This window comes from Blastococcus sp. KM273128 (assembly GCF_021698975.1).
In the GTDB taxonomy this organism is placed as follows: Bacteria; Actinomycetota; Actinomycetes; order Mycobacteriales; family Geodermatophilaceae; genus Blastococcus.
The window spans coordinates 1-21,773 of record NZ_SSXA01000071.1; the positions used below are offsets into that span (position 1 = coordinate 1).

Annotated in this window: 20 protein-coding genes; 11 read left to right on the forward strand and 9 right to left on the reverse strand. The window is 76.0% G+C overall.

Going from position 1 to position 21,773, the window contains the following annotated elements; all coding sequences use genetic code 11:
* Together E9529_RS17060 and E9529_RS17065 are read left to right on the forward strand one after the other, a co-directional pair.
* The coding region (locus E9529_RS17060) for a helicase C-terminal domain-containing protein (RefSeq protein WP_236832468.1) at positions 1–984 on the forward strand (984 nt) is incomplete at its 5' end.
* 40 nt (positions 985–1,024) lie between these two features.
* Complete coding sequence (locus E9529_RS17065) at positions 1,025–1,342, forward strand: DUF1905 domain-containing protein (protein WP_236832469.1); 318 nt, start codon at positions 1,025–1,027, stop codon at positions 1,340–1,342.
* On the opposite strand, the gene E9529_RS17070 is transcribed toward E9529_RS17065, so the two are convergent.
* Both E9529_RS17070 and E9529_RS17075 read right to left on the reverse strand, forming a co-directional pair.
* Positions 1,308–1,808 (reverse strand): DUF1648 domain-containing protein, encoded by a 501-nt coding sequence (locus E9529_RS17070; protein WP_236832470.1) that lies wholly within the window; start codon positions 1,806–1,808, stop codon positions 1,308–1,310. The genes E9529_RS17065 and E9529_RS17070 overlap by 35 nt on opposite strands.
* A gap of 69 nt (positions 1,809–1,877) precedes the next feature.
* Positions 1,878–2,369: an SRPBCC family protein gene (locus E9529_RS17075; protein ID WP_236832471.1), complete on the reverse strand. Its 492-nt coding sequence runs from the start codon at positions 2,367–2,369 to the stop codon at positions 1,878–1,880.
* A gap of 178 nt (positions 2,370–2,547) precedes the next feature.
* Here E9529_RS17075 and E9529_RS17080 point away from each other — a divergent pair, with 178 nt between their 5' ends.
* Positions 2,548–4,233: a DNA repair helicase XPB gene (locus tag E9529_RS17080; RefSeq protein WP_236832472.1), complete on the forward strand. Its 1,686-nt coding sequence runs from the start codon at positions 2,548–2,550 to the stop codon at positions 4,231–4,233.
* Positions 4,234–4,318: 85 nt separating this feature from the next.
* Here the strand turns inward: E9529_RS17080 and E9529_RS17085 are convergent, their stop codons facing one another.
* Entirely contained in the window at positions 4,319–6,544 is a 2,226-nt protein-coding gene (locus E9529_RS17085) for an HNH endonuclease (protein WP_236832473.1), read from the reverse strand.
* Positions 6,545–6,581: 37 nt separating this feature from the next.
* Positions 6,582–7,121, reverse strand: a complete 540-nt coding sequence (locus E9529_RS17090; RefSeq protein WP_236832474.1) for a GNAT family N-acetyltransferase — start codon at positions 7,119–7,121, stop codon at positions 6,582–6,584.
* 237 nt (positions 7,122–7,358) lie between these two features.
* Here E9529_RS17090 and E9529_RS17095 point away from each other — a divergent pair, with 237 nt between their 5' ends.
* Positions 7,359–9,134 (forward strand): DEAD/DEAH box helicase, encoded by a 1,776-nt coding sequence (locus E9529_RS17095; RefSeq protein WP_236832475.1) that lies wholly within the window; start codon positions 7,359–7,361, stop codon positions 9,132–9,134.
* Positions 9,135–9,223: 89 nt separating this feature from the next.
* Here E9529_RS17095 and E9529_RS17100 read toward each other — a convergent pair whose 3' ends face one another.
* Together E9529_RS17100 and E9529_RS22165 are read right to left on the reverse strand one after the other, a co-directional pair.
* Positions 9,224–12,208 carry an AAA family ATPase gene (locus tag E9529_RS17100; RefSeq protein WP_236832476.1) on the reverse strand — a complete coding sequence of 995 codons (2,985 nt, stop codon included), beginning with the start codon at positions 12,206–12,208 and terminating at the stop codon, positions 9,224–9,226.
* A 62-nt stretch (positions 12,209–12,270) separates the two neighbouring features.
* A complete protein-coding gene (locus E9529_RS22165; protein WP_255709356.1) occupies positions 12,271–12,396 on the reverse strand; it encodes a hypothetical protein in 126 nt (41 codons plus the stop codon).
* A 225-nt stretch (positions 12,397–12,621) separates the two neighbouring features.
* Between E9529_RS22165 and E9529_RS17105 the strand changes: the two genes are divergently transcribed.
* Positions 12,622–12,867, forward strand: a complete 246-nt coding sequence (locus E9529_RS17105) for a DUF6458 family protein (protein ID WP_236832477.1) — start codon at positions 12,622–12,624, stop codon at positions 12,865–12,867.
* Between the two features lie 313 nt (positions 12,868–13,180).
* Here E9529_RS17105 and E9529_RS17110 read toward each other — a convergent pair whose 3' ends face one another.
* Positions 13,181–13,906 (reverse strand): phospholipid scramblase-related protein, encoded by a 726-nt coding sequence (locus E9529_RS17110; RefSeq protein WP_236832478.1) that lies wholly within the window; start codon positions 13,904–13,906, stop codon positions 13,181–13,183.
* A 61-nt stretch (positions 13,907–13,967) separates the two neighbouring features.
* Here E9529_RS17110 and E9529_RS17115 point away from each other — a divergent pair, with 61 nt between their 5' ends.
* Positions 13,968–15,233: an ArgE/DapE family deacylase gene (locus tag E9529_RS17115; RefSeq protein ID WP_236832479.1), complete on the forward strand. Its 1,266-nt coding sequence runs from the start codon at positions 13,968–13,970 to the stop codon at positions 15,231–15,233.
* The gene (locus E9529_RS17120; protein ID WP_236832480.1) at positions 15,230–15,871 is read left to right on the forward strand and encodes a metal-dependent phosphohydrolase; all 642 of its coding nucleotides are present in this window, start codon (positions 15,230–15,232) and stop codon (positions 15,869–15,871) included. The genes E9529_RS17115 and E9529_RS17120 overlap by 4 nt, the downstream gene beginning before the upstream one ends.
* Here the strand turns inward: E9529_RS17120 and E9529_RS17125 are convergent.
* Positions 15,828–16,112, reverse strand: a complete 285-nt coding sequence (locus tag E9529_RS17125) for a DUF4031 domain-containing protein (protein WP_236832481.1) — start codon at positions 16,110–16,112, stop codon at positions 15,828–15,830. The two genes, E9529_RS17120 and E9529_RS17125, sit on opposite strands and share 44 nt — an antisense overlap.
* Before the next feature lie 37 nt (positions 16,113–16,149).
* On the opposite strand from E9529_RS17125, the gene E9529_RS17130 reads away from it, so the two are divergent.
* The 3 genes from E9529_RS17130 (at position 16,150) to E9529_RS17140 (ending at position 18,728) form a co-directional block, all read left to right on the forward strand.
* Positions 16,150–17,145: a Gfo/Idh/MocA family protein gene (locus E9529_RS17130; RefSeq protein ID WP_236832482.1), complete on the forward strand. Its 996-nt coding sequence runs from the start codon at positions 16,150–16,152 to the stop codon at positions 17,143–17,145.
* 5 nt (positions 17,146–17,150) lie between these two features.
* The gene (locus E9529_RS17135) at positions 17,151–17,978 is read left to right on the forward strand and encodes an SDR family oxidoreductase (protein WP_236832483.1); all 828 of its coding nucleotides are present in this window, start codon (positions 17,151–17,153) and stop codon (positions 17,976–17,978) included.
* Positions 17,979–18,080: 102 nt separating this feature from the next.
* Positions 18,081–18,728, forward strand: a complete 648-nt coding sequence (locus tag E9529_RS17140; protein WP_236832484.1) for a hypothetical protein — start codon at positions 18,081–18,083, stop codon at positions 18,726–18,728.
* A 9-nt stretch (positions 18,729–18,737) separates the two neighbouring features.
* On the opposite strand, the gene E9529_RS17145 is transcribed toward E9529_RS17140, so the two are convergent.
* Positions 18,738–19,535 carry a DUF72 domain-containing protein gene (locus E9529_RS17145; protein WP_236832485.1) on the reverse strand — a complete coding sequence of 266 codons (798 nt, stop codon included), beginning with the start codon at positions 19,533–19,535 and terminating at the stop codon, positions 18,738–18,740.
* A 252-nt stretch (positions 19,536–19,787) separates the two neighbouring features.
* Here E9529_RS17145 and E9529_RS17150 point away from each other — a divergent pair.
* On the forward strand, positions 19,788–21,773 hold a 1,986-nt coding region (locus E9529_RS17150; RefSeq protein ID WP_236832486.1), incomplete at its 3' end, for a fibronectin type III domain-containing protein.

Genomic DNA, 21,773 nt, shown 5'->3' on the forward strand with positions numbered 1-21,773 from the left:
CGGCTGGGGGTGGTCGTGGGCGGGGTGCTCTCCTCCGGTGGCCGCGGCCTGCTCACCGCCGGGGAGGACGGCGCCGCCGACGGCGTGCGCGGGCTGCTGCCCGAGCCGGTCGACCACGTCCTCGCCCAGCCGGACCTGTCGCTGATCGCCCCGGGCCCGCTGGTCGCCGAGCTCGCCGACACCCTCTCGGTCGTCGCCGACGTCGAGTCCTCCGGCGGGGCGACGGTGTTCCGGGTGTCGGACGCCTCGGTCCGGCGGGCGCTGGACGCCGGCTGGTCGGCCGCCGACCTGCACGACTTCTTCACGAAGGCCTCCCGCACGCCGGTCCCCCAGGCGCTGGACTACCTGGTCGACGACGTCGCCCGGCAGCACGGCCGGCTGCGGGTGGGGGCGATCGAGTCCTACGTCCGCTCGGACGACCACGGGCTGCTCTCCCAGGTTCTCGGCGACCGGCGCACCGCCGCCGCCGAGCTGCGCCGGCTGGCCCCGGGCGTGCTGGTGAGCGGGCTGGGCGCCGACGAGGTGCTCACCGTGCTGCGCGAGGCCGGCTACGCCCCGGCGGGCGAGCACCCGGGCGGCGCGGTGCTCACCCGGCCCCCGGCCCGGCCGCGCGCCGCCGGCCGCCGCGGGACCGAGCCGGCGGCCGCGCCCCGGCCGCTGACGGCGGCCGACCTGGCGACGACGGTGCGGGAGATCCGCGCCGGGGACGCGGCGCTCGCCGCCCGCCGCGGCGAGGCGGTGCGCCAGGTGCCCGGGGTGACGACGGCGTCGACGCTGGAGCTGCTGTCGCGGGCGGTCCGCGAGGGGGTGCCGGTGTGGCTGGGCTACGTGGACGCCCAAGGCAGCGGCAGCCAGCGGGTGGTGCAGCCGGTGTCGCTGGCCGGCGGGTTCCTGCAGGGCTACGACGAGCGACGCGGGGAGAGCCGCACCTTCGCCGTCCACCGGATCACGTCGGTGGCGCTGGTGGAGGACGACGGCGGCTGATCCCGGCCGTCCCGTCGGTGGCGGGGCCTACGGTGCCGCCGTGACCGAGACGTTCACCGCCGTCCTCTGGGTGCACGACGGCCCTGGCGGGTGGCACTTCCTCACGCTGCCGCCGGAGGTCGCCGACGACGTCCGCGAGGCCGGCGCGGGCGCCCGCGCCGGCTTCGGCTCGGTGCGGGTCACCGCCACGGTCGGCGGCACCTCGTGGCGGACGTCGGTGTTCCCGGATGCGCGCAGCGGCTCCTACCTGCTGCCGGTGAAGAAGCCGGTGCGGGCCGCCGAGGGGTTGCACGCCGGTGACCGGCTGCGGGTGGAGATCGCCGTCAGCCCGGCTCCGGCACCGCGAACCGGCGGGTGAGCATCCAGCCGACCCGGCCCAGCACGGCCAGCAGGTAGAGGCCGAGGACGGCGTACGCCCAGCCGTCGAGCCGCGGGTCGGGCAGCTGCGCGGCCCGGACCAGGAGCACCTGCACCGCGGCGAACAGCAGCAGCGTCCACGCGCCGATCCACCACAGGTCCTCGGCCACCAGCGCCCGCAGGCGCGGCAGGTGCTCGGGGCGCTTCCAGTAGTCGGGGTTGGGCACGTTCAACGAGTGCGCGGGCACCCGGCCGACCAGCCCGACCAGGCCGGCGAAGAGCAGCGCCGTGCCGAGCGCGAGCAGCCCGGAGGTCCACAGCGCCTCGGCGCGGCCGGCCCACCGGTCGGGTTCACCGGCGCCGCCGAAGTGCACCGGTACCCGCTCGGGCAGCCGGGCCAGCGACCAGCCCCAGGCGGCCGCGCAGGCGGCGGCCGCGGCGAGGAACCACGACCGCCCCGAGCCCATGCCGCCAACCTATCGGCGCCGCCCCCGGATCGGGGCGCCGCCGGGTGCGGTGGCCACCGCTCGCGGGGGTCAGCGCGCCGGCGCCGCGGCCTCCTCGGCCGCCGCCTTGAGCCGCGCCAGCGTCGTCTCCATCCCCGCCCGCAGCGCCTCGCGCCGGTTGCCGCCCCGGAACACCTTCTCGATCACGAACCAGCCGATCCGGGTCACCGGGCGCTCGACCTCGTAGCTCTCCACCACGCGGGTCAGGTCGCCGGCCTGCTCGAGGCGGTAGCGCCAGACGACGGTGCCGGCCATGGGCTCGGTGCGGGCGAACGCGAACTCCCGGCCGGGGTCGGCCACCCGGACGACGGGCCGGTTCTTCCAGGTGCGGCCGGCCGGCGACGCGTTGACCGCCTCGAAGCGGGCCCCGACGGCGGGCCCGGTGGCGCCGTCGAGCCACCGGCAGCTGCGGACCTCGGGGCTGAACTCAGGGGTGCGGGTCACGTCGGCGACCAGGGCGTAGACCTGTTCGGGCGGGGCGGCGACGAGGGTGCTCACCTCGTCACGGTCGAGTTGCTGCACGACTCCTCCTCGCCGGCGCCTTGCGGCCCGGCGGGCCGGCGGGCCGGCGGCACGGCCGAGCATGGAGCCGTCGATCACCACGGGCCAGGGACGGAAGGCCCCGTCGTCCCTCGGCGTTAACGTGGAGAGTCCGGCGCGCTCGCCCGCGCCGCAGTTCCCGAGCGAAGGATGCGTGCGCGTGCCTGACGGCCCCCTGATCGTCCAGTCGGACAAGACGCTGCTGCTGGAGGTCGACCACCCGCTGGCCCGCGACTGCCGCGCCGCGATCGCCCCGTTCGCGGAGCTGGAGCGGTCGCCGGAGCACGTGCACACCTACCGGGTGACGCCGCTGGCGCTGTGGAACGCGCGCGCCGCCGGGCACGACGCCGAGCAGGTCGTCGACGCGCTGGTGCGCTACTCGCGCTACCCGGTGCCGCACGCGCTGCTGGTCGACGTCGCCGACACGATGGACCGCTTCGGCCGGTTGACCCTGCAGAACAACCCGGTGCACGGGCTGGTGCTCAGCTCGTCCGACCGCGCGGTGCTGGAGGAGGTCATCCGGTCGAAGAAGGTCGCCCCGATGCTGGGCGCCCGCATCGACGAGGACTCCGTCGTCGTCCACCCCTCGGAGCGGGGCCGGCTCAAGCAGGCGCTGCTCAAGGTCGGCTGGCCGGCCGAGGACCTCGCCGGCTACGTCGACGGGCAGGCGCACCCGATCTTCCTGGAGCAGCAGGGCTGGCAGCTGCGCGACTACCAGCAGGAGGCGGTCGACGGGTTCTGGGCCGGCGGGTCGGGCGTCGTCGTCCTCCCCTGCGGTGCCGGAAAGACGCTGGTCGGCGCCGCGGCGATGGCCGAGGCGAAGGCGACCACCCTGATCCTGGTGACCAACACCGTCTCCGGGCGGCAGTGGAAGCGGGAGCTGCTGGCCCGCACCACGCTGACCGAGGACGAGATCGGCGAGTACTCCGGGGAGCGCAAGGAGATCCGGCCGGTCACCATCGCGACCTACCAGGTGATCACCACCCGCCGGAAGGGCGAGTACCGGCACCTGGACCTGTTCGACGCGCAGGACTGGGGCCTGATCGTCTACGACGAGGTGCACCTGCTGCCCGCGCCGATCTTCCGGTTGACCGCCGACCTGCAGTCCCGCCGCCGGCTGGGGCTGACCGCGACGCTGGTGCGCGAGGACGGGCGGGAGGACGACGTCTTCTCGCTCATCGGCCCGAAGCGCTACGACGCCCCGTGGAAGGACATCGAGTCCCAGGGCTACATCGCGCCGGCCGAGTGCGTCGAGGTGCGGGTCGCGCTCGACGACGAGGAGCGGATGACCTACGCCGTCGCCGAGCCCGAGGAGCGGTACCGGATCGCGGCGACCGCGAAGTCCAAGCTGCCGGTGATCCGCCGGGTGCTGGAGCGGCACCCGGACGAGCAGAAGCTGGTGATCGGCGCCTACCTCGACCAGCTCGAGGAGCTCGGCCAGGCGCTGGGCGCACCGGTGATCCAGGGGTCCACCACCAATCGGGAGCGGGAGAAGCTGTTCGACGCCTTCCGCGCCGGTGAGGTGAAGACGCTGGTGGTCTCGAAGGTCGCCAACTTCTCCATCGACCTGCCGGAGGCCGCGGTGGCCGTGCAGGTGTCGGGGACGTTCGGGTCGCGGCAGGAGGAGGCCCAGCGCCTCGGACGGGTGCTGCGCCCCAAGGCCGACGGGCGGCAGGCGCACTTCTACACCGTGGTCAGCCGCGACACGCTCGACAGCGAGTACGCCGCCCACCGGCAGCGCTTCCTCGCCGAGCAGGGCTACGCGTACACGATCGTCGACGCCGCCGACCTGGCAGGCCCGGGCGAGGTCAACGGCCCCGACTGGGTGGACGAGCCGGCCGACTGAACTGCTCACCGGAGGACGCAGGCGTACCGCGGTCGGGCACGGCGGCAGCGCCGGCGGACTCAGCACGGCGGCAGCGCCGCCGGGCTCAGTACGGCGGCGGCGTGGTCGAGGCCACCAGGCCGCTGGGCGTGGTCACGGTGAGGGGGCCGTCGGCGGCGAGGTGGTGCTGCCAGCCGGGGGCCTGGTGCTTGCCCCGGTGGTGCGGGGTGCAGTAGCCGACCAGGTTGGCCGCGCTCGTCTCGCCCTCGGGCCAGGGGCGGTCGTGGTCCAGTTCGCCGCGTCTGGGGACCGGCCGACGGCAGCCTGGTTGCCGGCACCGGCGGTCGCGGGCCCGCAGGAACCGGTCGAGCCGCGCGCCAGGCCGGTACCCGTCGGTCGGCGGCGGAGCGCCCAGGCCCGGAAGGTCGCTCAGGTCGTGGGTGCAGCTGGCCCCGGCCCGTCGGCACGCGCTGTCCCCGCACCGGGAGCGCCGACGGAGCTCGTCGGCGTCGGTGAGCGCCACCAGCGCGCCGGTCAACTCGTCGACCAGGGCGATCCGCGGGCGGTCGACCAGTCCCCCGCCACCGGTCCGGTCGAGCAGTTCGGCCAGCGCACGCCGCTGGGCGTCGGTCGCGGCGCCGAGCGCGCCGAGCGCGTCCGGCGCCGAGGAGGACCGCCCCGCCGGGCCGTCCCGCCAGGCCGCCTCGTCGACCGAGTCGGCCACCTCGGCGGCGCCCACGGCGCGGCGCGCCTTCCCCACCGCCCGCTCCAGTTCGAGCAGGACCGATCCTGCGGCCTCGATCGCGCGGTCGGCCGCCGCCCACGAGCCCGGCTCGGGCGCGGGGGCGTCGGCGGGTGCACGCCCGGAACCGGGAGCCGGCGGATGCCCGCCCGCGTGGGCGTCCTCGAGCTCGGGGGATGGTTCGGGTTCCGCTTCGAGCCGGGGTCCGGGTTCGGGTTCGGGACCAGGCTCCGTCCGCGGGCCGTCGTCGGCGCACCAGGCCGGATCCACCCACGGGAGCAGATCGATCTCAGCCGGCATGGCGTTCCAGCGCGCCGACTCCGCCCAGAACCTCTCCTGCACCTCCGGCGGCGGGTCCTCCTCGCCGCCCCACTCCTGCAGGACGAGGGCTTCCGTGGCCGCCCACCAGTCGGCGAGCTGCTCCTCCTCGCTCGGGTACCAGTCCGCAGCACGCGCACCTGGGGACGCCGCGGGCTCCGCTTCGGGAGCACTCTCCCCGGCGGGCGTCACGGTGAGGCCGCCAGTCGGGCCCGCAGCGGGAACCGGATCGATGTCCGAGGGAGTAGTCGCATCCGCGGCGGTGTCTCCGTCCGCGGCGGGAGAAGGTTCCGGCGCGGCGGTCGAGGGTTCCGGCGGAACGGCCACCTCCGTAGCCGGGACGTCGGGAATGAGGCCGAATGCGCGAGCCAGGGCCCGCACCATCTCGGCCGGCACCACGTGGCCGTTGACCTCCCCCGGCTGGTCGCCACCGAGCAGGGTGCGCACGCCGGCTACCAGGGTGAGCTGGGTCTGCACGGGCGGCAGGCCGTTCTCGCCCGGCCGCAGCACCAGGTCGAGCAGGCAGTCGGCCATCTTCTGACCGCGGGTGCGCTGGTCGCCGGGCGTGGTCTCCAGGGCGTCGGCGTAGCGGCCGAGCGCGTCGAGGAGCGCCTGGGCCTCCGGCACGGAGAGCAGCGCGCTGAGCACCGCCGTCCCGTCGGTGGCGCCTGGCCGGACCGAGACCCCGCGCTCCCGGAGCGCGCGGGTCAGCCGGCCGGCGGCGTCCCGGGCATCCCGGCGGAGCACCACCCGGCGCGCCTTGTCGCCAAGCTGGGCGGAAGTGGTGACCCGCCCGGCCGCCCAGGCGAGCAGCTCGGCCTCCACCTCGGCGCGGATCCTCGGGTCGGCGATCGGCGCGACCGTGCCGAGCATCGGCCACAGGTGCCCCTCGTGCAGCAGCCCCGCCTCGAGGGCGTCCAGCGTCCGCGGCAACCGGTGCACCAGCGTGAGGGACCGGGTGAGCAGCGCCTCGGCCGCCTGCGAGGTGCGGGACAGGCCGAGGACGAGCTCCTGCGTCGCCCACTCGCTGACGCCGGACAGCACCTCCGCGCGCGACGCCCGGCGGTCGGCGCTCATGGCGCCCGGTTCGCCGGGCTGCCGGTCAGCTGAGGAGGGCCGGGTCGCGGCGAACTCGGCGATCGCCCGCGCACGCAGCGCGGTCTGCCGGGCGATCTCGCGGTCGGCGGCCTGGACCGTCGCCAGCGGGCCGGTGGCCCACCCGGCCGCCGGCGCCACCGGATCGGTGACGCCCACCCGTCCTCCCTCTGCCATGGGCCGAACATACGTTCGACCTCTGACAGTTCCGGTGTCAGCGGGCCCGCAGGTCCAGCCCCATCAGCACCTCGTCCCGGCGGTCGTCCACGCCGATCTGCAGCGCACCGGGCCAGCAGCCGGTCACGGTCCACCCGTGGTGGCCGTAGAACGACTCCAGCCCCATCCCGCCCCGCACCTCGAGCCGCAGCGCGTCCAGACCGAGGTCGTCCCGCGCCGCACGTGCCACCTCGCCCATCAGCGCGCCACCGACCCCCGACCCCCGGGCGGCCGGCGACGTCTGGACGTGCGTCACCCGGGCCCAGTGCGCGGCGACCGGGTCGGCGTTGCCCGTGAGGACCAGCCAGCCGGCGACCCCGCCGTCGGTCGGCGCGACGAGGAGCCTGCGCAGCCGCGGGTCGAGCTCGGAGACCAGGCGGTCGACCACCGGCGCGACGACGTCGTCGTCCACCGGGACCTGGCGCGCGAAGCCGACCGCTCCCCCGCCGTTGACCACGTCCCGCCAGCAGGCGACCAGGGCCGCCCGCAGGGGCGGGTCCACCTGGTCCGGCGCGGTCAGCCAGAGCAGCGGGGGCACCGGCGGAGTCTGTCAAGCCGTCGCGATGCCGCCGGGGGCGCCTGGGAACACCGGGGCCGGCGGGAGTGACGAGCCGGTCCGTTCCGGCCATGACGGTCGCCACAGCCGGCAGGGCGCCACTGGAGAACGTGCTGGTCAGCGACGTGCGGAGCTACCGCCATACGTCCCGAGGACGGAGGCGCGCGGGAGGGGCCCGTTGGGCGTGTTGCCCGGCCGCCGATCAGAATGGGCCCCGACATGGCGACTGCAGCAGCAGCGGCGGCCCGGGCCCCGCAGACGACCAGCCGACCGCTCCGGGCATGGCAGCAGGCCGCCCTCGCGCAGTACGAGGAGGCCTCCCCCAAGGACTTCCTCGTCACCGCTACGCCGGGCGCCGGGAAGACGACGTTCGCCCTGACGCTGGCCGCCCGGCTGCTGTCGCGGCGCGAGGTCGCCCGCGTCATCGTCGTCGCCCCCACCGACCACCTGCGGCTGCAGTGGGCCGAGGCTGCCGACGCGATGGGCATCGTGCTCGACCCGAACCTCACCAACGCCGTCGGCCCGGTGCGCGCGGGCACCCAGGGCTACGTGACCACCTACGCGCAGGTGGCCGGCAAGCCGATGCTGCACGCGGCCCGCGCCACGGCCGTGAAGTCGCTGGTGATCCTCGACGAGGTGCACCACGCCGGTGACGGCCTCTCCTGGGGCGAGGCGGTCGAGGAGGCCTACGGCATGGCCGCGCGCCGGCTGTGCCTCACCGGGACGCCGTTCCGCACCAAGCCCGACGAGCGCATCCCCTTCGTCCGGTACGAGGAGGACACCTTCGAGGGCGAGGCCGGCGGGCTGGTCAGCCGCGCCGACTACACCTACGGCTACAAGGAGGCGCTGGCCGACAACGTCGTCCGCCCGGTCGTCTTCGCCGCCTACACCGGTACCTCGCGCTGGCGGAACTCCGCCGGCGAGGTCGTCGCCGCGTCGCTGAGCGAGGCCGGCACCAAGTCGGTGGAGATGCAGGCCTGGCGCACCGCGCTGGACCCCAAGGGCCAGTGGGTGCCGCACGTCATCGCCGCGATGGACGACCGGATCACCCACCTGCGCGAGGAGGGCGGCATGCCCGACGCCGCCGGGCTGATCCTCGCCAGCGACCAGGACGACGCCCGCGACTACGCCAAGATCGTGCGGCGGGTGACCGGCAAGGCGCCGGAGCTGATCCTCTCGGACGACCCGAAGGCGTCGAAGAAGATCGAGCGGTTCGCGACCGGCTCGGCCCGCATCGCCGTCTGCGTCCGCATGATCTCCGAGGGCGTCGACGTGCCGCGCGCCGCCGTCCTCGCGTGGATGACCTCCTACCGGACGCCGCTGTTCTTCGCGCAGGCCGTCGGCCGCGTCGTCCGGTCCCGGGCGTCGCACGAGTCGGCCACGGTGTTCCTCCCCGCGGTGCGCCCGCTGCTGTCGCTGGCCGCCTCCATGGAGGAGCAGCGCAACCACGTCATGCCGCCGCCGCGGACCCAGCCGGACGCGGAGCTCGAGGCGCTCGACCTGCCGCCGCGGGAGCCGCGCGAGGGCGAGATGAAGCAGTGGGAGGCGCTCGAGGCCGACGCCCGCTTCGCGCACGTGCTCCACGGGGGGACGGCGCACACCGGCGAGGGCCGCGCGGCGACCGTCGTCGCGCCCGAGGAGGAGGACTTCCTCGGCATCCCCGGCCTGCTCACCCCCGAGCAGACGGCGTCGCTGCTGGCCAAGCGCGACGAGGAGCTCCGGCTGCGCATCGCGCAGAGCCACCGGGCCGACGCCGACGACTTCATGGTCGTCGAGGACCACCCCGACGAGGACGACGCCGGCCGCTCCTGGCGCGACGCGGCGGAGCTGCGCCGGGAGATCAACAAGCTGGTCAACCGGGTCGCGGCGAGGACCTCGCAGCCGCAGGCCGTGGTGCACACGCAGCTGCGCCAGCAGGTGCCGGGACCCCCGTCGGCGTCCGCGTCGGTGGACGTCCTGCGCGCCCGCCGCGAGCGCCTCCGCACCATGTTGTGAGGCTTTCGCCTGGCGACCAGTGAACGGGAGAGGCTCAGAACCGACACGGTTCCGGGCCTCTCGCCTTCAATGGTCCTATCCGGCGGGACTCAGGTCAGCAGGCCCCGAGCGGCGGCGATGGCGACCGCCTCGGTGCGGCCGCTCGCGCCGAGCTTGGCCAGGATGTTGCTGACGTGCACGCTGGCGGTCTTCTCGCTGATGTAGAGCTCCGCGCCGATCTGCCGGTTGGTGCGCCCCTTCGCCAGCAGCGCCAGCACCGACTGCTCCCGCGGCGTCAGGACCGCCGCCGGGTCGACCGGCCGCACCCCGGGGAGGTCGACGTCGAGCCGGCCCCGGCGGACCAGCGCCTCGACCGCCTCGCGCAGCGGCGTCGCACCCAGCCGGACGGCGACCTCGTGGGCAGCGCGCGCCTCCACCGCGGCGCCGGCCCGGTCGTCGGTGGCCAGCAGCGCCTCGGCCAGCCGCCGCCGCGACCGGGCCTGCTCGTAGACGTGCCCGTAGCCGAACGCCTCGACTGCCGCCTGCCACAGCTCGGGCGCGGCCTTCCCGGTCAACCGGGCGTGCTCGGCGTCCACCCGGGCCCGCCACGCGAGGCCCTCGACACCCATCCCGCCGACCGACCGCTCGAACACCTCCACCGCCGAGCGGGCCATCTCCACCAGCTCCTCACCGCGGTGCACCCAGCCGTCCGCCGTCGGGCGGTCCCCCACCAGGCGCGCCGCGGCCGCGGCGTCGGCGGCCGCACCCAGCGCCGTCGCGACGAGCCGGAGCACCCCCAGGTGGTCGAACCGCCACACCTCGCGCAGCCGGGCGCTGGTGGCGACCGCGACGTCCACCGCCCGCGCCGCGTCGCCCGCCCAGGCGGCCAGGTCGATCTCCGCCGCGCCGGTGACCAGCGACAGCAGGTAGTGGGCGTTGACCCGCTCGACCAGCGACCGCGCCCAGGCCAGCCGGTCCCGCGCCGCCGGGTCACCCCGGCCGACCAGCACCAGCAGCGCCGCCGCGCGCACGTGCGCCGCCATCTCGGGCACCCGCGCCAGCGCGTCGGCCTCCGCCAGGCTCGCGTCCCACTCCCCCACCGTGTACAGCGCGGTCACCCGGAGGTGCCGCAGCCCCGCCGGGTAGGTGGCCCACTCGACCCCCAGCGCCCGGGCGCGCTCGGTCGCCTCCGCGGTGAGGGCCACCGCGCCCGGCACGTCCCCGGCCTCGAACCGGTCGACGGCGAGGTTGAACCAGGCCCGCATCTCCACGTCGACGTCGTCGGACCGCCGTCCCCGCTCGAGCGCCTCGGCCAGCCGCCGCCGCACCGCCCCGACGTCCGTGGCCGGGCGGGACCGGACCTGCGAGACGGCGGTGTCCGACCACGCGGCGTCCAGCCCGAGGACGTCGGCCGCCGCGAGCGCCTCCTCCGCGGCCGCGTCGCCCTCGGCCAGCAGGTTGAGGCTGAAGCACATGCGCGCGTGCGTGGCCGCGGCCCAGGTGCGCAGCTCCGAGGGCGGCTCGGCCGGGACCAGCGCCATCGCCGCGCTGCTCTCCCGGTAGCCACCGCTGTGGTCCTCGACGCGCACCAGCGCCTGGGCCAGCGTGTAGTGCAGCCGCGCCCGCGTTACCGGGTCACCGTCCGGCCCGACCAGCTCCAGCGCGGCGCGGAGCAGCCCGGCGGCACGGTGCAGCTCGCCCGACGTGCGGGCCGCGGCGGCCGTCTCGACCAGCAGCGCCACCTGGTCCCGGCCGGCTCGCGTCGCCGCGTCGGGCACCGCGGGCCACAGCGCGAGCGCCGCCTCCAGGTGCTGCAGCTGCTCGGCGGGGGCGCCCACGCAGCACGCGTCCGACGCCGCCTCCAGGGAGGCCGTGAAGGCGCCCGGCAGGTCGTTGCTCTCCCGCGCGTGGTGCGCCCGTTCGGCGGCGGTGCCGGCCTCCGGGTGGGTGGCGAGGTAGCCGGCGATCGCCGCGTGCAGCCGCACCCGCTCACCGGGCAGCAGGTCGGTCAGCACGGCCTCCCGCAGCAGGGCGTGCCGGAAGCGGTAGCGGCCGTCGTGGGAGACCACGAGGAGGTGGTGGTGCACCACCTCGGCGAGCGCCCGCTCCAGCTCGTCGGCTGTCAGCTCACCGATCGCGGCGACCAGCTCGTGGCGCACCCTCCGGCCCGCCACCGCGGCCACGCGCAGCACCCGCTGGGCGGCCGGGGACCGCTGCTCGACCCGGGCCAGCAGGACGTCGGCCAGGGCCAGCGGCAGCGCCTCGCCCTGCAGCCCGGCGGCCAGCAGCTCCTCGGCGTAGAAGGCGTTGCCCTCCGCGCGGGCGACGACGTCCTCCACGGTGCTCTCGGGGAGGCCGGCGCTCGCCAGCCCGCGGACCAGGTCGCCGACGGCCGCGTCGGGCAGCGGGGCCAGGTCGAGGCGCTCGACGCCCGGCAGCCGCACCAGCTCGGCCAGCAGAGGGCGCAGCGGGTGCCGGCGGTGCAGGTCGTCGGCGCGGTAGGAGGCGACGACGGCGACCGGCTCGTCGACCAGCCGGGCGAGCAGGTAGCGCAGCAGGTCGCGGCTGGACCGGTCGGCCCAGTGCACGTCCTCGAGGACGACGAGCAGCGGGCCCGCGGCGGAGAGCTCGCACAGCAGCGCGGCGACCGACTCGAACAGCTGCAGCCGCCCGTCGTCGACCGGCTGGGGCGAGGCCCGGTGCGGCAGCGGGCGGCCGAGGTCGAGCCCCTCGCCCGGCGGCGGCACGGGGACGACCGCGCCCGGGTGGCCGGCGAGGAAGCCGGTCAGGACCGGGTTCGACCGGGCCGAGGGCACCAGCTCCGGGTCGGCGGCGAGCGGGCGGAGGAGGTCGACGAAGGGCAGGTAGGGCAGCCCGACGTCGCCCAGGTCCACGCAGTGCCCGGTGAGCACCCGCAGGCCGCGCTCGGCCGCCCGCCGGCCCAGCTCGTCGAGCAGGCGGGTCTTGCCGACGCCGGCGTCGCCGGCCAGCAGGGTCGCGCACGCCCGGCCGGCGACGGCCCGCTCCACCTGCGCGAGCAGGCGGGCGAGCTCGTCGGCCCGGCCCACCAGCGGGGCGTCGTCCCAGCGTGACACGGCTGGGATCGTGGCACGCGGGGGTGACCGATCGGGGCCGGCGGCACCCGGCCGGGGTGTGCTCAGCGCGAACGCCGGTGGCGGCGGAGCCAGGGGACGCGCCGGGTGCCGGTGCTGCGGCCGATTCCCTGCAGGACCTCGCGGCGGTAGGCGAGCTCGGCCTCGAGCCCGGGGTTGGGGTAGGTCATCGTCGTCCCTCTCTCGTCGGTGGTGACAGGAGGAACGGTCGTGCTGAGGCGGGGGGCCGGGCATCGGGCGACCACGCCGTCCGAGGTGGCGATCCGCGCCTAAGGGCACCTCAGGTCCACCCGTCAGGGTGACGTCGGGGCCGGGACCGATTGGCCGGACGGCGTGCGGGAAACCGGTGCGCCCGCGAGCCGGCGCCCCGCCGGCCGCCACCGGAGGAGTTCGTCATGCGACTCGGAACCGCCATCGTGCTGCTCGCGCTCGGCGCGATCCTCACCTTCGCCCTGCGCGTGGACGTCAGCGGCGTCGACCTGCAGGTCGTGGGCTGGATCCTGATGATCGTCGGAGCGCTGGGCATCGTCCTGGAGCTGGCCGTCTGGGGGCCGCGCCAGCGCCGGGTGACCCGGACCGACGCCTACGGCGACCCGGGTGGTGCACCGGTCCGCCGGAGCACCACGGAGGAGACCTACTGAGCCGACCGGCCCGCAGGACGCGAGAGCCCCCGCCCGAGCAAGGCGGGGGCTCCCGTGCGTCGAGGTCCGGACCGGATGACGGCCGCCTCGCGGCGAAAAGCACAACACGGCTCCAGGCCCCCGACCGAGGTCGGGGCGGTAGTCCGTGAAGGCGTAACCAAATGGCACCCGGGGGCACGATGCACCCGGCCCGGACTCGTCCCACCGTACGCGCCGGACCCACCGGCGTCATGTCGCGGGACGTGGCCGTGGACACGCGCTCGACGGCGGCCGGGACGTCACCTGGCCGCGGTGCGGTCCGGAGGACCGCAGATCAGTTGAACCCGCGCTCGTCCTGCTTGAGGGCCGTGTCCACGGTCAGCGCGGAGGCGATGACCATGCTGGCCAGCGGCTCGGGCAGGCGGTAGTGCACCAGGACGACGTAGCGGTCGGCCGTGGTGAACATCGTCCGGGCCAGGCCCTCCCACTTCTTCGTGATCCGGGCGACCTCGACACCGGCGGCGTCGGTGATCGCGAAGTCCCACGCCCGCCAGTTCTCGGCCTGGATCGCCCCGACCAGCTCCCCGCCGGCGACGAGGTCGAAGCGGATCTTCCCGAAGACGTTGGCCTGCACGATCTCGCCGACCGGCGCCCCGTCGGGCCGTGCGACCACCACCCGCGACTTCACCAGCTTCGCCGGCCGGGTGAGCAGCAGCACCGGCCCGCGGGCGTCGCGCACCTCCAGCCGGTGGGTCAGGAACTGGTCGAGGTTGGAGACGAAGCGGACGGCCTTGCGGAGCCCGCTCTGCCCGACCTGGACGACGGCGCCGATCTGCTGCCCGCCGCCGTCGAGGACGGCGTACTCGTTGGTGAGCTCGACCAGCTTGGTCCTCTGGTTGACCAGCAGCACCGGCTGGTCGTAGAGCGACGGCCCGGCCGCCGGCGGTGGCGCCGTGGGTTGCTGGACGTGCTCGCTCCAGCCCTGGCCGTCCCACCACCGGGTGCCCGGCCCCCCGGCGGGATCGGGGTACCAGCCGGGCGGCGGCAGGGGCTGCGTCACGGCGGTGAACCTAGCGCCGCTGCCCCGCGAGGTCGCGCACGCCCGTGCCAGACTCCGAGCCGTGGCCGAGCTGACCGACGTGGAGGCCCGCGTCCTCTCCGCCGTCGACGAGCGGTGGGCGGTGGATCGGCTCGCGGCGATGATCGCCGTCCCGTCGGTGGGCGGCACGGCGGCCGAGAGCGAGGTGCAGCACCTGCTCGCCGGCTGGCTCGACGAGCTCGGCTGCGACGTCGACTGCTGGCCGATCGACCTCGCGGAGGCGGCCACCGCCGCCGACGCCCCCGGCCAGGAGGTGGTGCGCACCGAGGCGTGGGGCGTGGTCGGCACCACCGGCGGCGAGGGCACCCCGGCGCTGGTGCTCTCCGGGCACACCGACGTCGTCCCGCCCGGCGATCCGGGCCTGTGGGCCGGCGACCCGTTCGTCGCGCGCTTCGCCGACGGCGCGGTGCACGGCCGCGGGGCCTGCGACATGAAGGCCGGCGTCGTCGCCACGCTCGCCGCCGTCCACGCCCTGCGGACGGCGGGGGTGCGGCTGGCCCGGCCGCTCGCGGTGCACGGGGTCGTCGGCGAGGAGGACGGCGGCCTGGGCGCCTGGGCCACCCTGCGCCGCGGCCACACCGGCGAGCTCTGCGTGATCCCGGAGCCCACGGCGCAGGCGGTGGTGACCGCGCACGCCGGCGCGCTGACCTTCCGGCTGGAGGTCACCGGCCACGCCGCGCACGCCGCCATGCGCGACCGCGGGGTGAGCGCCGTCGAGCTGTTCGCGCACGCGCACGCGGCGCTGCAGGAGCTCGAGGCGGAGCGGCAGCGGGGCGCCGACCCGCGCTTCGGCGAGGCCCGGTACCCCCACGGCATCTCGATCGGCCGGGTGCAGGCCGGCGACTGGGCCAGCTCGGTGCCCGACCGGCTGGTGGCCGAGGGGCGCTACGGGGTGCGGGTCGGCGAGCCGGTGGAGGTCGCCCGAGCCGCGCTGGAGAGCCGCCTCGCCGAGGTCTCGGCCGCGCACCCGTGGCTGGCCGAGCACCCCGTGCGGCTGACCTGGGTGGGTGGCGCGTTCGCCAGCGGCGAGCTGCCGGCCGGGCACCGGTTGCTGCCGGTGGTGCGGGACGCCGTCGTCGACGCCGGCGGCCGCCTCCCGGCCGAGACGGCCGTCCCCGCGGGCACCGACCTGCGGCTCTACGCCGCTGCCGGCATCCCGACGCTGCACTACGGGCCCGGCGACCTGCACCTCGCCCACGGCCCCCTGGAGCGCGTCCCGGTCGCCGAGCTGGTCACCGCCGCCCGCGCCTTCGCGCTGCTGGCGCTGCGCACCTGCGGGGTCCGGTGAGCGGCCCGGTCGGGTTCGAGGCCTGGGCCGCGCTGGCCGGGGACTCCCCCATCTCCCGCACCGAGTGGGCCGCCGTCGTCGCCGCCTGGAGCGAGCCGCACCGCCGCTACCACGACCTCGCCCACCTGGCCGCCGTGCTCGGACTGGTCGAACGGCTCGCCGCCGACGCCCCCGACCCGGCCGCCGTCGCCCTGGCCGCCTGGTACCACGACGTCGTCTACGACCCGCTGCGCGCGGACAACGAGCAGGTCAGCGCCGAGCGCGCCCGGGCCGGGCTGCGCGGTCTGGTGCCCGAGGAGCGGGCGGAGGAGGTCGCCCGCCTGGTGCTGCTCACCGCCGCGCACGACCCGGAGCCGGGCGACGCGAACGGCGCGGCGCTGTGCGACGCCGACCTCGCCGTCCTGGCCGCGCCCCCCGGCGCGTACGCGGGCTACGCCTCCGCGGTGCGCGCCGAGTACGGGCACCTGTCCGACGAGGAGTTCACCGCCGGGCGGATCGCCGTCCTGGAACGGCTGCTCGGCCTGCCCCGCCTCTACCGGCTGCCCGCCGCCGCGGAGTGGGAGCCCCTGGCGCGGGCGAACCTGAGCGCCGAGCTCACCCTGCTGAGGCAGCGGGCCGGCGGGGCTTCCGGAGCCTGAGCCCGGCCGCGAGCAGCCGCTGGAGCAGCTCCCGGGAGCCCACCGGCAGCGCCCCTGCGGCGACGGCGATCTCGTAGAGGTCCGCCGGTACGTCGTAGTGGTCGCCCTGGAAGGCGCGGCGCGGGATGCCCAGCTCGACGGCGACGAAGGCGTGCAGCTCCTCGTAGGAGACGTCGCTGACCAGGTGCGACCACATCCGCCCCCGCCACGGCCACACCGGGGAGTCGATCAGCACGGCCACGGGAGCAGTCTGCCGGGCCGCGACTAGCGTCTGCCTGGTGAGTGCTGAGATCCGCTGGGGAATCGTCGGGCCGGGCCGCATCGCGGAGAAGGTGGTGGAGGACTTCGCCGTCGTCGACGGCGCCCGCGCGGTCGCCGTCGCCTCCCGGTCGCAGGAGCGGGCCGACGGGTTCGCCGCGCGGCACGGCCTGGACCGCGCCTACGGCTCCTACCGCGAGATCCTCGCCGACCCCGACGTCGACGTCCTCTACGTCGCCACCCCGCACCCGCACCACCACCAGTTCGCACTGGCCGCGCTGCGCGCCGGCAAGGCGCTGCTCGTGGAGAAGGCGTTCACCGCCACCACCGCCGGCGCCGCCGAGGTCGTCGACCTCGCCCGGGAGACCGGCACCTTCGTCATGGAGGCGATGTGGACCCGGTTCCAGCCGGCCGTCGTCGCGCTGAACGAGCTGGTGGCCGACGGCGCGATCGGCGAGGTGCGCTCGGTGCAGGCCGACCTGGGCGTCTCCCGCGAGTACGACCCGGTCGACCGGCTGTTCGCGCTCGAGCTCGGCGGCGGCGCCCTGCTCGACCTCGGGGTCTACGTCGTCTCGTTCGCCCAGATGCTGCTGGGCACCCCCGACCGCGTCGTCGCCACCGGCTCGCTGTTCCCGTCGGGCGCCGACGCGGAGGCGGCGATCCTGCTGGGCTTCGACGACGGCCGCAACGCCGCGCTGACCACCTCGCTGAAGTACGCCCTGCCCGGCACGGCGCGCGTCGTCGGCACGAAGGGCTGGATCGACGTCGTGCCGCGCTTCCACCACCCGCAGACCATCGTGCTGCACCGCGACGGCGCCGAGCCCGAGGAGATCACCCGCCCGCAGACCGGCGCCGGGTACGCGCACGAGCTGGCCGAGGTCGGCGAGTGCCTGCGCGCCGGCCGCACCGAGAGCGCCGTGATGCCGCTCGCCGACACGCTGGTGGTGCAGGACGTGCTCGGTCAGGCCGCCGACCAGCTCGGGGTGCGGCACGCCGAGGCGGTCGACGTCCTGTGATCGCGGTGACCGCGGCGGGCGGGGCGACCGGCACCGCCGTCGTCCGGGCCCTGCTGGCGCGCGGTGAGCGGGTGCGCGCCGTCGTGCCCTCGCGCAAGCCGCGCCCGGAACTCGACGCGCTCGGCGCCGAGGTGGTCGTCGGTGACCTCATCGGTGACCTCTCGGCGGCGCTGGCCGGCGCCGACGCCCTGTACCTGATCTGGCCGAACTTCGACCCGGGCGAGGCCGCCGGCGCCCCCGCCGTGCTGACCGCGGCCGCCCGCGCGGGGGTGCGCCGGCTGGTCTACCACTCGGTGCTCCGCCCGCAGGCCCGCGCGATGCCGCACCACGCCGCCAAGGACCGGGTCGAGGAGGCGCTCGACGGCGTCGTCGCCGGCACGGGGGCGCGGTGGCGGGTGCTGCAGCCGTGCGCCTACGCCGACAACCTGGACGGGCAGCTGCCGGGGGCGGTCGAGAGCGGGGAGCTGCCCAGCCCGTGGGGCCTGGAGCGGGCGCAGTCCTTCGTCGACCTCCGCGACGTCGCCGAGGCGGCGGCCGTGCTGCTCACCGAGGACGGGCTGGACAGCGGCACCTTCGAGGCCGTCGGCCCCGAGGCGCTCACCGCCCCGGACGTCGCCGCGCTGCTCGCCGAGCGGGCCGGTCGACCGGTCACCGCGGTCGACGTCCACGCCGAGGACGACGGGACCTACGCCGGGCGCTGCCGCACCACGATGTTCGACTGGTACCGGGCGCACGGTTTCACCGGCAGCCCCCGGGTGCTCGGCGCGCTGCTCGGCCGGGCGCCGCGCACGGTCGCCGAGCACCTCGCCGAGCAGGTGCCGGCGCGCTCCTGAGCTCCCCCGACCGGGTGGTTGAGCTGCAGCCGCCGCCGGCGCCTGCCGATGTGGAACGGGAACGGCCGTACCGACGGCCATCCTCCCGAGGAGATCACACGCATGGCACTGCTCGAAGGTCTGGCCGCGCTGGCGGCGAAGTTCGCCGGCGCGAGCACGGTCGCCCAGGTCGCGACCGGCGTCGGCATCGCCACCGCCGGGGTGACCGGCGCCGGCGCCGTGGGCGCGCTGCCCACGCCGGTGCAGGACACCGTCGCCGGCACGGTCGAGACGGTGACGCCCTTCGAGCTGCCGAGCTCGGACGACGACGCGACGACGCAGGCCACCGCGGACGTCGACCCCGTCGAGGCCGAGGACACCACCGAACCCGAGGTCACCGTCGAGGAGATCGTCGAGGACGAGGCCACCGACGAGGAGGCCGTCGAGGACGAGGCCACCGGCGAGGAGACCGTCGAGGACGAGGCCACCGAGGAGGAGACCGGGCTCCGCGGCCTGGACAACGCGATCGCGCACGCCGACGAGCACGCCCAGGCGGCGCTGAAGGCGAACCAGGCCCGCCAGGCGGCCCATGACGCGGAGAAGGCCGCTCGCGAGGCGGCCCGGGTGGCGGAGAAGGCCGCCCGCGACGCGGCGAAGCCGGCGCGCGCCTCCACCGCCCCGGTCGAGGCGCCGGTCGAGCAGGCCGACGGCGCCGGCCCCGCGCAGCCCGCCGACCAGGGCCGGGGCAAGCAGGGGCGCGGCGGCAACTGACCCGCGGGATCAGACCGGGGGGACCTCCACCGGTGCCCACGCCAGGCCCGTCGCCTCGGCGGCCGTGGGCACGCGGGTGGGCGTCCCCCCGGCGCGGCGCACCGCCTCGGCGAACCGGACCGCGTCGATGACCGCGTTGCACCCCGGATCGTTGTTGAAGTAGACGAGGACGTCGTCCTCCCCGTACGCGGCCACCAGCCGGTCGGCCCACAGCTGCAGCGTCTGCGGTTGGTACCCCCAGCCCTCGAGCCCGTGGTGCAGCCGCAGGTAGCCCCAGCCGGCGGTCCGCCAGAGCGGCGCCACCGGCTGCTCGTCGCGGTCGGCCCAGCACAGCGCGGCCCCGTAGCGCTCCAGCAGGGCCCGCACCTCGTCGGTCCACCACGACTCGTGCCGCGGCTCCACCGCCACCCGCGTGCCGGGCGGGAACTGCGCCAGGCACTCGCGCAGCAGCCCCGCGTCGGCCCTCAGCGTGGGTGGTAGCTGCAGCAGGACGGTGTCCAGCTTGGGCCCGAGCCCCTCGGCGCGCCCCATCAGGCGGGCGACCGGCTCGTCGGGCTCGCGCAGCCGCTTGATGTGGGTGAGGAAGCGGCTGGCCTTGACCGCCCACCGGAAGTCCGCCGGGGTGCGCTCGCGCCATTTCTCGAACGTCTCCCGCTCGGGCAGCCGGTAGAACGCGTTGTTGCTCTCGACGGTGGCGAAGTGCTGGACGTAGTGCTCCAGCCAGAGGCGCTGGGGCAGCTTCGGCGGGTAGAAGGCGCCGCGCCAGTCGCGGTACTGCCACCCCGACGTCCCGATGATCACGGCCATCCCCCGCCGCTACCCCGCGTCGCGGTGGCTGACGCGGCACCGGCCCGCGCCCCCGTATTGGGGGACGGGCGCACCCCTCGGCTCGGGTGCTCCTCCCCCGCGATACGGACGACGGTGACCCGCATCAGTCCTGCCCACGACCGGGTGGGCGCGGCGGGAAAAGCGGAGCACGCGATGACCACTACACGACAGACCCCGATCGGTGGTCGCGGAGGAGCGCACCGAGCCGCGCCACTCCCCGGCCCTCGAACGATGCGGAGGCGTCTGCTGGCCGGGGGGCTCGGCGCCGCCCTGACCACGAGCGCGATCGTCACGCTGGCCGCCACGGCCGAGGCGGGCACACCACCGCTGGGCCCCGGGAACCTCGAGGCGTTCCCGGCCCGGGACATGGTGGCGATCGACGGCTACGTCGACCAGGCCGGCCAGACGGCCACCGTCACCGCGACCCGCGACGGTCAGGTGATCGGCCGCGGCACCGGCACGGTGGACGCCAACGGCTTCCTCGAGTTCAACCACGCGGGCGCCGCGTGCTGGGGCCCGCTCGACCCCAGCGACCCGAGCACCGCGGTCACCCCCGACCTCAGGGGCGGCGACCGGATCGACGTGTCGTTCAGCGGCACCGCCTTCAGCGACGGCATGGTGATCGCCTCCTCGGTCATCACGGGGTACACGACCGCCGGACCGGACGCCTCGGGCGCCTACTCCGTCACCATCGAAGGGACCTACGGCGCCGACGTCGACCTCAACCGCTTCATGGTCGAGGTCGTCAACCCCGACATGCGCGAGGAGCCCGGCGGCATCGAGGACCGGGCCATCTCCTGGGACCCGACCCTGGCCGACGGCGAGACCAACGGCGGCACGGGTTACACCGCCGAGGGGACGGCGGCGGACGGCGCGTTCTCGGCCACCTTCGGCGGGCTGTCCGAGGCCGACCAGCAGCACGTGGCCGCCGGGGAGCACGTCGTCCTGAGCTGGATGGCGGACCACCCGACCGTGGAGCAGCAGCTCGGCCTCACCCTCTGGGAGAGCGGTCAGGTCAACGGCCCCGGCGACCCGTCGTGCCCGCCCGGGGCGGCCGACGGCATGCCGGTGCCCCCCACCACGGCCGACGTGACCGGCCTGTCCGCGGGCGGGACCGGGTTCACCGTCACCTGGCCCGTTCCCCAGCAGCCGGTCGACGCCCCCGCGGTCAGCCAGTACCGGGTCTCGGCCTACGACGCCGCGACCGGTCAGGAAGCCGCCATCCGCACCGCCGGCACCACGGCGACGTTCCTGGGGCTGGACGGGAGCAAGAGCTACGAGCTGCTGATCGAGGCGTTCAGCGGCACCGTCGTCCCGTTCGACGGCCGGTGGAGCGAACCGGTCCCCCTCGGTTCGGTGGACCTGGCCGCAGGGGCGTACACGCCGCGGACCTCACCGGGCGCCGGGGACGGTGGCACGGGTGGGGAGACCCCGCCGCCCACGTCCGCGGAACCGACCGGCGTGACCGCGACGGCCACCGGGACGACCTCGGCGGACGTGAGCTGGACGGCCGCGCTCGACGCCGTCTCCTACGACGTGAGCCTGACCCCGCCCACCGGTGACCCCGTCACCCAGACGGGCATCACCACCACGACCGCCTCGTTCACCGGCCTCACGGCGGGCACCACGTACGGCGTGTCGGTCACCGCGGTCGACAGCGCGGGAACCTCCCACACCTCGACCGAGACGGTGTCGGTGACCACGCTCGACGACGCACCGAGCAGCACGACGGTGACGCGCGTCGTCAGCGGCCACGAGCGGGTCACGATGGAATGGCTCGCGGCCACCGCGGGCAACCCGACTGCTCCGGTGACCGGCTACGAGCTCTCGGCCACCCCGGTCAACGCAGACGGCACCCTCGGGACTCCGGTCACGGCCTCGGTCGGCGCCGTCACCACGGGGACCGTCTCGGGCCTCGCGAACGGGACCACCTACCGGCTCGACGTGGTCGCCCTGGCCGGCGATTCACGGGGCCCGGCAGCGACGTTCGCCGACGGCCACCCCGGGACGGTCGTGCCGAACGACGTGCTCACCGTCGGCCGGGCCCAGTTCCGCGACGACCGCAACGAGTACCGGATCACCGGCACGGCTCAGGACACCACCGCCAACACCGTGACCATCCGGCTCAGCACCGGTGAGCTGGTCGCGCAGAACGTCGCGGTCACCGCTGACGGGGCGTGGTCGGTCAGCACCCGCAACGGCCCGCAGGCGACGGCG